This window comes from Gammaproteobacteria bacterium, assembly GCA_029881255.1.
Lineage (GTDB): Bacteria > Pseudomonadota > Gammaproteobacteria > S012-40 > S012-40 > JAOUMY01.
Genome location: JAOUMY010000001.1, coordinates 617667 through 630494, shown reverse-complemented (window position 1 = coordinate 630494; position 12828 = coordinate 617667). Strand labels below are relative to the sequence as shown.

13 protein-coding genes are annotated in these 12828 nt (G+C 44.7%); 5 read left to right on the top strand and 8 right to left on the bottom strand.

The genetic code is table 11. From position 1 onward, the window contains the following. Positions 1–14: 14 nt before the first annotated feature. From OEZ43_02970 to gpmI, 3 genes are all read right to left on the bottom strand, one after another. Positions 15–1340 carry a S41 family peptidase gene (locus OEZ43_02970; GenBank protein MDH5544526.1) on the bottom strand — a complete coding sequence of 442 codons (1326 nt, stop codon included), beginning with the start codon at positions 1338–1340 and terminating at the stop codon, positions 15–17. Between the two features lie 117 nt (positions 1341–1457). Beyond that, positions 1458–2621 carry a peptidoglycan DD-metalloendopeptidase family protein gene (locus tag OEZ43_02965; protein ID MDH5544525.1) on the bottom strand — a complete coding sequence of 388 codons (1164 nt, stop codon included), beginning with the start codon at positions 2619–2621 and terminating at the stop codon, positions 1458–1460. Next, entirely contained in the window at positions 2621–4165 is a 1545-nt protein-coding gene (gene gpmI / locus OEZ43_02960; GenBank protein MDH5544524.1) for a 2,3-bisphosphoglycerate-independent phosphoglycerate mutase, read from the bottom strand. The genes OEZ43_02965 and gpmI overlap by 1 nt, the downstream gene beginning before the upstream one ends. A gap of 207 nt (positions 4166–4372) precedes the next feature. On the opposite strand from gpmI, the gene OEZ43_02955 reads away from it, so the two are divergent. The 5 genes from OEZ43_02955 (at position 4373) to OEZ43_02935 (ending at position 7143) form a co-directional block, all read left to right on the top strand. Further along, on the top strand, positions 4373–4687 hold the full coding sequence (locus tag OEZ43_02955) for a metalloregulator ArsR/SmtB family transcription factor (protein ID MDH5544523.1): 315 nt from the start codon (positions 4373–4375) through the stop codon (positions 4685–4687). Positions 4688–4865: 178 nt separating this feature from the next. Beyond that, the gene (locus OEZ43_02950) at positions 4866–5321 is read left to right on the top strand and encodes a rhodanese-like domain-containing protein (GenBank protein ID MDH5544522.1); all 456 of its coding nucleotides are present in this window, start codon (positions 4866–4868) and stop codon (positions 5319–5321) included. After that, the gene (gene grxC / locus OEZ43_02945; protein MDH5544521.1) at positions 5318–5584 is read left to right on the top strand and encodes a glutaredoxin 3; all 267 of its coding nucleotides are present in this window, start codon (positions 5318–5320) and stop codon (positions 5582–5584) included. The genes OEZ43_02950 and grxC overlap by 4 nt, the downstream gene beginning before the upstream one ends. Before the next feature lie 93 nt (positions 5585–5677). Beyond that, positions 5678–6136: a protein-export chaperone SecB gene (gene secB, locus OEZ43_02940; GenBank protein MDH5544520.1), complete on the top strand. Its 459-nt coding sequence runs from the start codon at positions 5678–5680 to the stop codon at positions 6134–6136. Further along, on the top strand, positions 6136–7143 hold the full coding sequence (locus OEZ43_02935) for an NAD(P)-dependent glycerol-3-phosphate dehydrogenase (GenBank protein ID MDH5544519.1): 1008 nt from the start codon (positions 6136–6138) through the stop codon (positions 7141–7143). The genes secB and OEZ43_02935 overlap by 1 nt, the downstream gene beginning before the upstream one ends. Before the next feature lie 394 nt (positions 7144–7537). Here the strand turns inward: OEZ43_02935 and trmL are convergent, their stop codons facing one another. From trmL to glnA, 5 genes are all read right to left on the bottom strand, one after another. Next, the gene (trmL, locus tag OEZ43_02930; protein MDH5544518.1) at positions 7538–8008 is read right to left on the bottom strand and encodes a tRNA (uridine(34)/cytosine(34)/5-carboxymethylaminomethyluridine(34)-2'-O)-methyltransferase TrmL; all 471 of its coding nucleotides are present in this window, start codon (positions 8006–8008) and stop codon (positions 7538–7540) included. 79 nt (positions 8009–8087) lie between these two features. After that, positions 8088–9509 (bottom strand): nitrogen regulation protein NR(I), encoded by a 1422-nt coding sequence (ntrC, locus tag OEZ43_02925; GenBank protein ID MDH5544517.1) that lies wholly within the window; start codon positions 9507–9509, stop codon positions 8088–8090. Between the two features lie 18 nt (positions 9510–9527). Next, positions 9528–10604, bottom strand: a complete 1077-nt coding sequence (gene glnL / locus OEZ43_02920; protein ID MDH5544516.1) for a nitrogen regulation protein NR(II) — start codon at positions 10602–10604, stop codon at positions 9528–9530. A 183-nt stretch (positions 10605–10787) separates the two neighbouring features. After that, positions 10788–11330: a DUF4124 domain-containing protein gene (locus tag OEZ43_02915; GenBank protein MDH5544515.1), complete on the bottom strand. Its 543-nt coding sequence runs from the start codon at positions 11328–11330 to the stop codon at positions 10788–10790. Positions 11331–11411: 81 nt separating this feature from the next. Beyond that, positions 11412–12818, bottom strand: coding sequence for a glutamate--ammonia ligase (gene glnA, locus OEZ43_02910; GenBank protein ID MDH5544514.1), 1407 nt, complete (start codon positions 12816–12818; stop codon positions 11412–11414). Between the last annotated feature and the right edge of the window lie 10 nt (positions 12819–12828).

Genomic DNA, 12828 nt, shown 5'->3' with positions numbered 1-12828 from the left:
ATCAGCGACCCGATTTAATTTCTGGCTCCAGACTCCATTATGCTGAGTGCACGTAAGGTATTCAACGCTTCATACAATTGATAGTCGCTTTGAGCAAGATTTTCTTCACCTTCACCGTCTTTGGCCTTTTTCTCTTGCTTGGCTTTACGGTCTTCCTCATTTTCCAGGTGACCAGCAAGATCCGCTTCTTTAATCCTTTCAAATTGATTATCTACGGTGGAAACTCTAACGGTTTGCAATTTGATGTGCGGCTCAATCCCTTCTGCCTGTATGGAACGCCCGGAAGGCGTGTAGTAGCGAGCAGTCGTCAGTTTCAAGGCGGCATTGGTGTTCATTGGCAATATCGTTTGCACAGAACCTTTACCGAAGGTTTTTTCGCCCAAAATGATGGCGCGTTTATGATCCTGAAGCGCACCTGCTACGATTTCGGATGCCGATGCAGAGCCACCATTTACCATTACGATGAGCGGACGGCCGTTCAAAATATCGTTTGGCGTGGCATTAAATTTTAGTCGTGAATCTTTGTCCCTTCCCTCGGTATAGACAATCAAACCTCCCGTCAGGAACGCATCAGAAACATCAACAGCTGCACTTAAGACCCCACCCGGATTATTACGCAGATCCAGAATCAGGCCTTTTAACTTGTTATCAGTCTTCTTCTGCATATCCTCTATTTCCTCGATCAGGTTTTCACCCGTCTTAGACTGGAAATTGGTAATGCGAATATAACCAAAGCCAGGTTCTAGAATACGGCTCTTGACACTACGCACACGTACAATGTCTCTGACAATTGTAATCTTTAGCGGCTTTTCCTCACCTTCACGAACTATGGTAAGCAAGATGGCAGAGCCTGGCTTGCCACGCATAATCTTGACCGCTTCGTTTAGCGTTAACCCTTTAACCGGGGTGTCATCCAGGCGTACAATTAAGTCACCAGATTTAACACCGGCGCGTTCCGCTGGCGTTTCGTCGATTGGCGAGATGACTTTTACAAAACCATCCTCCATACCGACTTCTATTCCGAGGCCACCAAATTGTCCGGTGGTACCAACTTGCAATTCTTTGTAACCTTCTGGATCAAGATAGGTGGAGTGTGGATCAAGTCCGCTAAGCATGCCCCGTATTGCATTTTCGAGCAGCGTTTTGTCATCAACCGGTTCGACATAATCACTTTTGATCTTTGCAAAGACTTCAGTAAATGTACGTAACTCCTCGACGGGAATTGGCGCGCGCTCTGGGATATCCTCTCGTTCAGCAAATACTCCATGTCCAATAGAGATTCCAATCCCGAGTATCAGGCCTGTTGTTACTAGTGTTAGTGTCTTGGTCATCTGCTTCATCTTATTCTCCCCGGCCTCACTACCGGCTGAGCAAATAGGCAACTGCGAAAGCACCCATATGTTAGTTATTGAAATCGCACAATATTACACCGTTTTTAACACTGAACCACACATAATTTAGCGGGCTGATGCAATCCAGCGCTGGGGGTTAACCGGCTCACCCTTAAAACGTATTTCAAAATAAAGCGAGGGTTTGCGTGTGGTTCCCGTTTGTCCAACCAGCGCAATTTTGTCGCCCTGCTTAACCTTGTCCCCTACCAGTTTCATAAGGGCCTGATTGTGACCGTAGAGGCTCAAATAACCCGCGCCATGATCAACAATTAGCATATATCCATAACCTCGCAACCAGTCCGAGAATACGACAGTACCTGGCGCAACGCTTTTAACGACATCACCTTCCTCGGCGTCAATCAAAATACCTCGCCACGAAAGTTGACCGTTACTCACTCGCGAGCCACCAAATTGCGCCAGCAATTTACCTTCAACAGGCCATGGCAGTGAGCCCTTAAACTTTGCGAATGCTATGCCAGACGAGGCTTTAGAGTCGGATAAGTCAGTAATATGACCCATTTTCTCAGTCAAACGTTCCAACTGCCGAAAATCTGCCAACATCTTGGCCAAACGCTGAGTGGAGTCACTCTCTTCTATTCGCAACTTATCCACTGCTAACGTACGGCGTTGTTTTTGATTTTCAAAGTCCCGTAATCTTGATTGGTGACGCGTCAATAGGGTTTCAAGATTTTTTGTACGTTGTTCCAGTTGTGTGTTCAGTCTCGATAGCGCGTCTTTTCGTCGGGCGAGATGTTCTATTTCGCCAACATACGCTTGATTTAGATAATCGTAATATGTCACCAGCCTCCCAATCTTCGCCGGATTGTTCTGGCCCAAGGCCATTTTCAACAAAGGCTCTCTACCCAACATGTAGCGGGTACGAATTTGCTGAGCCAGGGTGTCAGTTTGCCGTCTTTTTTCATCCATGACTTCGCTAAGCTGACGTCGAATTTCGCTTAAGTCATTTCTTTCCTGGGATATATCTTGGCGGATAGATACCAGTTGCCTGGTGGAGCTAGCGATTTCCTGGTCCAGCGTTTCCAGTTGGTGCTCAACCTGCGTGATATTACGTTGGGTGCTGGAAAGATTTGCCTTAATCAGCTCTATTTCGGCGTGTAGCTTTTCTGATTGTGATTCGGCTGAGTAAAGAGGACGAGAAAGAAACAAACTGGTTGCTATAAGCACCAGCGTGCAAAAAGGAATGCGAAAACATCCCTGTGCAAAATCCACTAGATCAGTTTAACCATACTATGGCCGCCCATTTCTCTCGGTTTTTCAATATCCATTAAATACAGCATCGTCGGGGTCACGTCGGACAATGCACCGATTTCATCAAGCGCTGCATTACGACCAATATAAATAAATGGCACTGGATTCGTAGTATGTGCGGTATGCGGCTGGCCGGTTTGCTTGTTACGCATGAACTCTGCGTTACCATGGTCCGCGGTAATGAGAATCTCTCCGCCAACAGAGGTGACCTTGTCAACCACCTTACCAATACAGATATCAAGCGCTTCTATTGCTTTTATTGTCGCTTCGAAGTTGCCCGTGTGTCCGACCATATCCGGATTAGCGAAATTGCAAATGATGACATCGTATTTATCTTCAGTAACTGCATCGATAAGCTTTTGTGTTACCGTGGGCGCACTCATCTCTGGTTGGAGGTCATAGGTCGCAACGTCTGGTGAAGGGACTAATATTCGATCTTCACCCGCAAAAGGCTCGTCTCTTCCACCATTTAGAAAAAACGTCACATGGGCATACTTTTCTGTTTCCGCAATTCGTAGCTGGCGAAGACCAAGCTGAGAGATATATTCACCAAAAACATTTTGAAGTCTCTCCGGCGGATAAGCCACAGGCACATCAAAATCACTGTTATATTCGGTCAATGTTATAAAAGCGCCCAATTTGGGAGCTGTACCACGATCGAAACAGTCAAATTCGTTTTCGATGAAAGCGCGTGTTAATTGGCGCGCACGATCGGAACGGAAATTCATAAAGAAAACCACGTCACCATCGTTTATCGTAACCGGTTTATCACGAGTGCCCATGATTGCTGTTGCTCTGACGAATTCGTCAGTCTCTTCCCGATCGTAGCCATTTTGAAGCGCTTCCAGCGCCGTTGTCGCTGAATATTTTGCTTCTCCATGTGCGATAACATCATAGGCCTTCTTGACGCGTTTCCAACGATTGTCTCTATCCATAGAATAGTAACGACCGACTACGGAAGCGAACTCGCCTCCGCCAAACTCTTTGAATTTTGACTCCATTTCTATGATGTGTTTTTCAGCAGATTTAGGGGCAGTATCCCGCCCATCAAAAAATGCGTGTAGATAAACTTTTTTTGCACCTCTGTTGAGGGCAAGTTTTACCATTGCGTGAATATGTTCAACGTGACTGTGCACTCCGCCATCAGACAATAGGCCAATAATGTGAACAGCTTTTCCGGTCTGAACGGCCAGATCAACTGGCTGGGTTAGTGTGCGATTTTCGTAAAATTCTCCCGTTTCTATCGACCGTGCTATTCTCAGAATTTCCTGGTAAACGACTCGGCCGGCACCAAGATTTAGGTGACCAACTTCTGAGTTCCCCATCTGATCGTTCGGAAGCCCAACCGCTGCCTCAGAGGCGCGGATCAAAGAATGTGGGTAAGTATTCCAGATGTGGTCCCAATTGGGTGTATTTGCATGTGCAATAGCATTAAACTCAGGGTCTTCTCGGTAACCCCAGCCATCGAGAATCATTAACAACAAAGGTCGATGCTTAGTTTTCATATTTTCCTTGAACAATAAAAAATTTATGGCCTTTTAAATCCAATAAAACAAAGGACTAGCCCTAATAAACTCCCTAAGTACAGGGACAAAAAATATCTATGTGGCCAGGGCTAAAAAAAAGATTATCATTGTATAATGTTTTAATAATATAGTGTTAGGCGAAAAAATTCCTGCACATGGTTGCCAGAAATTGATACAGGTTTTCAAATGACAAACGACGATTTAACCCCTCTACCAACTCAGGATGAAGATATTGAACGTGCCGCGCACTCAATAAAAGCGATGGCTCACCCCTTGCGACTCAAAATCTTGTGTACACTTGGACCTAACGAGGTCAGCGTACAAGATATTGTGGAGATGGTCGGAACCTCGCAAAGCAATATTTCCCAACACCTGGCAATACTCAGAGATAAGGGCATTCTAGCTTCCCGCAAGGATGCAAACCGTGTCTATTACAGAGTCAGTGACAACAGAACACTTCGTCTCATCGGCATGATGCGGGACGTTTTCTGCAGTGCATAAACACCTGCAAAACATATGCGGCACGGATGCCCAAAACAACACTAAATTTGGGCGCGTATTTTACATGGCCAGAGGGAATTAAAAAAGCTTACTTTGGCTATCAAGCTTGGTTTTACCTGTATAAAATACGCGTCTCATGCACATCAGATATAACATTACGGAAATAAAGGTTAGTTGAATGGAAAACTTCATGGCCTTCGTGGCAGAAGAATGGATCTTAACAGGCGCGTTCATTGTGCTCTCCGTACTTTTAGTGCGCAATATCCTCGATTCCAGTTTTAGCGGTGTTAATCATATTGGAATTAACGAGGCTGTAAGGCTGATCAATAATGAGGCACATGTACTTGACGTTCGTTTGGAAAATGAATTTAAACAGGCTCATCTACAGAACGCCAGCCACATACCAGTTGGCGCTCTAGAGTCCCGCGCCCGAGAGCTAGATAAACTCAAACAGCAAGCCATTATTGTGTATTGCCAGTCTGGTAATCGCTCAGTAAGAGGCGCCCAAATTCTGAAAAAACACGGCTTCGAACAGGTATACAACTTGCGTGGCGGTATCAGTGCGTGGATTCAAGCCAATATGCCGGTTGTTAGCGGGGCTGTTGGCAAGAAAAAGAAAGCAAAGGCGGCATGAAACAAGTCACTATATATACGACAGGAAGCTGTCCTTATTGCACGATGGCCAAACGTTTTCTCGACAAGAAGGGTGTTAACTACACAGAAATACGTGTAGATATAGACAGCTCGAAGCGCATAGAAATGGAAGATAGAAGCCGTCGCACTAGTGTACCTCAGATTTTCGTTGAGGATTTCCATGTAGGCGGTTTTGACGATATGCAGGAACTCGCATTTGATGGCGAACTGGACGAACTGCTAGGCATCTCCAAAGACAACTGAGAACTGGAAGAACTAGACTCAATTACCCAATACACAAATATGTGGCCGGAGCCATCTTAGGAAACGGAAACACCGTAAGCATAAGGATTTAGAATGTCAAACAGTGATAGCCGCGAATTTGCAATTCAAAAGATTTACACCAAAGATATTTCACTCGAAGCACCGAATACGCCTGAAATTTTCAAAGAACAATGGCAACCAGATATCAATCTTCAGTTAAATAATAACACTCAACGTCTGGATGAAAATGTTCAGGAAATCGTTCTCACCCTCACGGTCACTGCCAAGCTTGGTGACAAAACCGCGTTTCTAGTGGAAGTTCAGCAGGCCGGAATATTTACTATCAAAGGCTATAACGATCAGGAAAAGGGCGTGATGGCCGGTGCATACTGCCCCAATATACTTTTTCCATATGCGCGCGAAGCGATTTCGGATATTGTTTCTCGCTCAGGATTTCCTCAGTTATTACTTGCCCCAATAAATTTCGATGCCCTATATCAGCAACACATGCAGGATAGAGCAGAGGGAGGCAAGGAACCTGTTACGCATTAATGGTTGAACGACAAAACTATAAAGTTGGCGTTATAGGTGCTGGTTCCTGGGGAACTGCATTGGCTATTTTGTTTGCACGTAACGGTCACGACGTATTTCTCTGGGCAAGAGACAAAGATCAGGCTGAGAAGATGTCACTTGAAGCGCGTAATAGTCGTTATCTTCCTGATGTCGTATTTCCGAACACTCTCCACGCCACAAGCGATCTAGAGACTGTAGTCACAAGAAGTGAATTGCTCGTGTTGGTCATTCCCTCCTCCGCATTCAGGCATGTTGCAAATCAAATAGGCAAGTACATAAGACCCCAGACTGATGTACTGTTAGCTACCAAAGGATTCGAAAAAGATAGTTTTAAACTAATGCACGAGGTGTGTATTGAGGAGCTAGGAAAGGACAGAAATGTTGCTGTCGTTTCCGGGCCGACATTCGCCAAAGAAGTAGCCAAAGGTCTTCCTACTGCAATCACGGTTGCCTGCGATAATGACGAATTCGCCAACAAAGTCGCTGACATCATGCACAACGAAACATTTCGCGCCTATACCAGCAATGATCTAATCGGTGTAGAAGTTGGCGGAGCCGTAAAAAATGTTCTTGCCATTGCCGCCGGTATTGCGGATGGGCTTGAGTTCGGAGCAAATACGCGTGCAGCCTTAATAACTCGGGGGTTAGTTGAAATACAACGATTAGGGGTAGCTTTAGGCGCAGACCCTCGCACATTTATGGGCCTCGCAGGACTTGGAGATTTGGTTTTAACGTGCACAGATGATCAATCGAGAAATCGACGTGTAGGTATCAGCCTGGCCGCAGGCGAGTCATTGGAACAAATCCAATTGAAACTAGGCCAAGTTGCAGAAGGCGTATATGCTGCAAAGGAAGCTCATCAACTAGCAAAACAACTCAAAGTCGAGATGCCCATCGTCGAACATGTTTATCGCATTATTTATAAAAAAGAAGATCCTCTCGCTGCCGTTCATGCCTTACTCGGTCGTTCAATCAAATCTGAATAATGAAACAACATGTGTTTTGTTACGGCACGCTACTTATACGTAAAATACGATGGCAATTGTTTAGAAAACATATTTCGACAGTGAATGCCGAACTTCCGCATATGCAGGCCTACCAAGTGACAGGCGAGTGTTTTCCTGTAGCTAAACCGAAGAAAGGAAAAGTACTACAAGGAACTTTGCTTACGCTAAATACAAAACAGCTCAACAAACTCGATCGTTACGAAGGTAGAATGTACCGCCGGGTTCTGTGTAGGGTAAGGTTACCGGATGGTCAAACTTCACTAGCGTTTATTTATCGACCAAAAGAACAGCTTCGTATCAGCAGGCGAGAGTGGAATATCGAACACTTTCAACGCAGGTATCTAAGAACTTACCTGGGCCACATGGTTTAGCGTTAACTGCTACTGCTTCCAACATATTCCAGTTGTCGCCAAAATTCGTAGGCAATAATAGCGACAGCGTTTGAAAGGTTAAGACTACGACTGTCTTCCACCATGGGGATCTTAATCACGGCTCGCAAACGCAAATCGGACAATATATTCGAAGGCAGCCCTCGCGATTCGGGACCAAAGAGTAGATAGTCCCCATCAGTAAAGGTAATTTCGGCGTAATGAACGACACCTTTGGTTGAAACAGCGTAGAGAATATCTGGCTTGTTAATTTCAAAAAACGATTCAAAATTTTCATATTCGGTTACGATGGCCCAGTCTTTATAGTCCAGGCCGGCTCGGCGCAATTTTTTTTCTTCCAAAGAGAAACCATAGGGTTTAATAAGATGTAAATTGGCGCCCATATTTGCGCACAAACGCATTATGTTGCCAGTGTTGGGTGGAATCTCGGGTTCATAGAGAACGATATTAATCATTTACGCTGTCGTATAGAGTTTTCATTTAAGACGCTATCGTACCAACCCAGAGATAAAACGTCAGCAATGGAAACTGGCGCTATTCCACCAGCACATCGTCTTTTTCCAGATTCAATTCTTTCAATTTCCTAGTCAAGGTATTTCTCCCAACACCTAAAAGTTTAGCTGCTTCCTGTTTACGGCCACCGGTAAACTCTAACGCAACGGAGATCATAATGCTTTCAAAACGGGGGGTCGATGTACTAAGAATTTCGTTTTTACCTTGCCTCAAAGCACTTGCGGCCCAATTTCTTAATGATTTCTCCCAGTCTTCAACCGCTGAGTCAGTTTCATTTTCTGAACGTAATTCCGTAGGCAAATCATCTATGTGAATTTCTGCACCCGGAGCCATTACCATAAGCCAGCGACAGATATTTTCTAACTGCCTAACATTCCCGGGCCACTCAAGCTGGGTTAGAAAACGTTCCGTATCCTGACGTAAAATTTTCGGTTCAACATTGAGTTCTTTCGAGGCTCGACTCAAAAAGAACCGCATCAAAGTTGGAATATCTTCCCTCCGCTCTCGTAGAGACGGTATATGAATACGAATGACATTCAAACGGTGAAAAAGATCTTCGCGAAACTGGCCTTTTGCAACTAATTTTTCGAGGTTCTGGTGCGTCGCAGCAATAATCCGTACATCGACCTTTACCGGCTCATGACCACCGACACGGTAAAACTCTCCTGACGCTAATACCCTGAGCAGACGAGTTTGAAGTTCTGCAGGCATATCTCCTATTTCATCCAGAAAGAGCGTACCACCATTTGCCTGTTCGAAACGACCACGCCGCATCGCTTGAGCTCCGGTAAATGCGCCTTTTTCGTGCCCGAACAATTCCGACTCAAGCAAGTCTCGAGGTATGGCAGCTGTATTTATCGCAATAAAGGGAAATTCTGAACGCGGACTGTGGCGATGCAACGCGTTGGCTACCAACTCTTTTCCAGTTCCGGATTCACCGTTTATTAAAACGGTAATGTTGGAACGTGATAAGCGCCCTATCGCGCGAAAGACTTCCTGCATAGCAGGCGCTTCACCGACTATTTCGGTGTTCGAAATACTTTCGTCTGATGAGAAAGTCAATTTGGAGTCTTTATTGTGTTCAACCGCACGCCTAACCAAATCAACTGCTTCATCAACATCAAATGGTTTGGGCAAATATTCAAACGCGCCTCCACCATATGCTGATAAAGCACTATCTAAATCAGAGTGTGCGGTCATTATAATTACAGGAATTTCCGGAAATTCATTAACCACCTTGTCGAGCAATACTAGTCCGTCGATGCCCGGCATTCTAATATCGGATAAAATGGCTGACGGTCGCTTACCCTGGAGACGTTGTATGATGGTGGTCGCGCTTTCGAAACATTCCACATCGAAGCCAGCTTGCCGCAAAGCCCTTTCCAATACCCAACGTATGGACCGGTCATCGTCAATTACCCAAACAAGGTCATTATTTCCCATTGTTGTTACCTATAACTGTTATTCGCCGTTCGTAGACAAATCGGCATCACTAAAAGGCAGTAAAATTGTAAAAGTAGTGTCCCCTGGTTCACTAACGCATTCAATCAAGCCATCATGTTGCCCAACGATGGTTTGTGTAATAGCAAGTCCCAATCCTGAACCTGTCACTTTACTTGTCACCATGGGATAGAAAATTTGATCGGCAATATCTTCTGGAATACCAGGGCCGTTATCCCGAATTTCGATTTTTAGTACCAAACGAAAGCAGTGATTACCGAGCGTAAATTTACGCAGAGTCCTAGTTTTAATTATTACGCGACCGGCTTCATTGATAGCCTGCACAGCATTACGCACTACATTCAGAACGGCCTGAATAAGTCGATCTTTGTCTGCAGTGATTTCCGGAATACTGGGATCATAATCACGAACAAAGCGAGTTTGGTTTCCGAATTCGATCTCCACCAGATTTCGCACTCTTTCTAATACCTGGTGAATATTAACTTTCGCCCTACGTGGAAGCTGATTCGGTCCCAGCATGTCATCAACTAATTGCTGTAAGCGATCTGCCTCACCAATAATAATATCCGTAAATTCTTTTAAATCTGCGCTTTCTAACTCTCGCTCTAGAAGTTGCGCCGCACCTCGCAGTCCTCCTAAGGGATTCTTCACTTCATGCGCTAGGCCACGAACGAGTTGTTTCACTGCATTTTGCTGCGCGAGTCGTCGCTCTTCCCTCTCAATCCTTAGCATTCGGTCGACTCGTCTCATTTCGATTAAAGCAGACGACCTGAAGTGCTCGTCGGAAAAGGGTGAAAATGTGCAATCAACACGTATCCTTTTGACTGGGTTTGACAATGTGATTTCAACCCCTCTTTCGGTAAAACATGAAGACTCGGTTACTGTCTTGTTCAAAGCATTAACAAGGTGTTCCGCGCGCAAAAACAAGGTAGAAATAGACTGCCCCTCGGCCTGTCTCAAACTTGTGCTAAACAGTGATTGAGCACTTGAATTCATGTACTGAATCATCCCCGAGGCGTTGACGAGCAGCACAGCTGTTTCAAGATTCTCTAAAATATTTACTGGTGAGTAATGCAAAACCAAAGCCCCAAACTGTTACAGGATAGATAGCAAATATTTGACCAACTCAATAATTCACAAACATATTGAAATATGCAATAAAACCAATGAGATACGGGCGGTTGAAAATGAGAGGAAAACTAACACAAAATTATTATGCACCACAATAGTGCACATATTCAAACGGGAAACATAACCGATCTAAAACAGGGCAGAAAAGCGTTTCAAGTGAAAAGAAATGAGCGGTGTTGTTGCTAGAACATTTCCATTAGCGGGATCAATGATTTCAGCTCGCAAACTATGGGTTCCTCGATCTACATTTTTCAAAGGAATGACCGTAGTGCTGCCAGAAAACACCTTTTTTGAGTCCATATAGAGTTCAATTTTATGTCCCTTGCGAAAAAATAGGCTCGGCGTCAACGTCAGCCTAACATTAAGCTCACCACTATTACTTCGTACGACTTCATCATCTTTGGGCGACGTTAATTCGAATTTACTATATCCAGGAAATCCAGGCTCACCTGTAGGTTTTGGTGGAACCTCTTTTGTTTTTTGATCTTGAAGCTTTGGTTTGAGTTGAGAAGATGGGTTTTTGGGTGTGTATTTATCGATCGTGATTTTTTCAGCACCTTCCTTTTTAGAATCTGAGTAGTGAACAACGCCTTCATCATCAACAAATCGGTATACTTCCGCCCAAACTGCGGTACACCACATAAAAATGAGAGTAAGAAGAAAAAGACGCATATATTAATCCTTTCAAAACACAGACCATATAATAGGCAAAAAAAAACGCCCCTGAAAAGGGGCGTTTGATTTAAACAACAATTACACGCTGTAATACATATCAAACTCAATAGGATGAGTCGTCATGCGAATGCGAGTTACTTCACCCATCTTCAACGCAATATACGCGTCGATCATGTCATCGGTGAACACTCCGCCGCGAGTGAGGAACTCACGATCTTTGTCCAATGCATCCAACGCTCCATCCAGTGAGTAACAAACCTGTGGGATCTTCGCTTCTTCCTCAGGCGGAAGATCGTATAGATCCTTGTCCATTGCATCGCCAGGATGAATCTTGTTTTGAATCCCGTCAAGACCAGCCATCAGCATTGCAGCGAAGGCAAGATATGGATTTGCAGACGGGTCAGGGAAACGAACTTCGATACGACGAGCCTTAGGGTTTTGTACGTACGGAATGCGGATTGAAGCAGAACGGTTACGTGCAGAGTAGGCCAACATAACTGGAGCCTCGAATCCTGGAACCAAGCGCTTATAGCTATTGGTTGAACCGTTTGTAAAAGCGTTAAGCGCTTTCGCATGTTTGATGATTCCGCCGATATAGAACAGCGCTGTTTCTGACAAACCACCATATAGATCACCAGAGAACAAATTCTTACCGTCTTTGGAAATTGACTGGTGGACGTGCATACCACTGCCATTATCACCAACCATAGGCTTGGGCATAAAAGTGGCTGTTTTACCATAAGCATGGGCGACATTGTGGACACAGTATTTCAACAACTGGACTTCGTCAGCTTTCTTGATCAGCGTGTTGAATTTGACACCGATTTCACACTGACCAGCAGTGGCAACTTCGTGATGGTGAACCTCCACTTCCAAACCCATCTCCTGCATCGCCGCAACCATAGCGCAACGAATGTCATAAAGTGAGTCAACCGGTGGAACAGGAAAGTAGCCGCCCTTAACCGAAGGACGATGTCCCATGTTGCCATCTTCAAAAACTTTTTCTGAGTTCCAATCTGCTTCAGCAGAATCGATCTTACAGAAAGAGCCACTCATGTCCGAGCCCCAACGCACGTCATCTAGAATAAAAAACTCTGGCTCTGGACCAAAAAATGCGGTATCACCGATCCCAGTCGATTTCAAATATTCTTCTGCACGTCTTGCAACAGAACGCGGATCACGCTCATAACCTTGCATTGTCGAAGGCTCGACGATATCACAGCGGATAATCAGAGTTACATCCTCAGAAAAAGGATCCAAAACAGCTGTTGATTCGTCTGGACGAAGAATCATGTCTGATTCGTTAATCCCTTTCCAACCAGCAATTGATGAACCATCAAACATAAAACCTTCGGCTAGTTGATCTTCATTGATCATGGTAGATGGGAATGTCAGGTGCTGTTCTTTTCCGCGCGTATCAGTAAAGCGAACATCAAGAAACTTCACTTCGTGTTTTTTTATCAACTCTAAAACATTGGACGCCATTTCAATCCTC

Coding starts and splice junctions, on each gene's coding strand:
- OEZ43_02955 (MDH5544523.1), top strand. CDS start 4,373: ATGACAAACGACGATTTAACCCCTCTACCAACTCAGGATGAAGATATT.
- gpmI (MDH5544524.1), bottom strand. CDS start 4,165: ATGAAAACTAAGCATCGACCTTTGTTGTTAATGATTCTCGATGGCTGG.
- OEZ43_02970 (MDH5544526.1), bottom strand. CDS start 1,340: ATGAAGCAGATGACCAAGACACTAACACTAGTAACAACAGGCCTGATA.
- ntrC (MDH5544517.1), bottom strand. CDS start 9,509: ATGGGAAATAATGACCTTGTTTGGGTAATTGACGATGACCGGTCCATA.
- secB (MDH5544520.1), top strand. CDS start 5,678: ATGTCAAACAGTGATAGCCGCGAATTTGCAATTCAAAAGATTTACACC.
- glnA (MDH5544514.1), bottom strand. CDS start 12,818: ATGGCGTCCAATGTTTTAGAGTTGATAAAAAAACACGAAGTGAAGTTT.
- grxC (MDH5544521.1), top strand. CDS start 5,318: ATGAAACAAGTCACTATATATACGACAGGAAGCTGTCCTTATTGCACG.
- OEZ43_02950 (MDH5544522.1), top strand. CDS start 4,866: ATGGAAAACTTCATGGCCTTCGTGGCAGAAGAATGGATCTTAACAGGC.
- OEZ43_02935 (MDH5544519.1), top strand. CDS start 6,136: ATGGTTGAACGACAAAACTATAAAGTTGGCGTTATAGGTGCTGGTTCC.
- OEZ43_02915 (MDH5544515.1), bottom strand. CDS start 11,330: ATGCGTCTTTTTCTTCTTACTCTCATTTTTATGTGGTGTACCGCAGTT.
- trmL (MDH5544518.1), bottom strand. CDS start 8,008: ATGATTAATATCGTTCTCTATGAACCCGAGATTCCACCCAACACTGGC.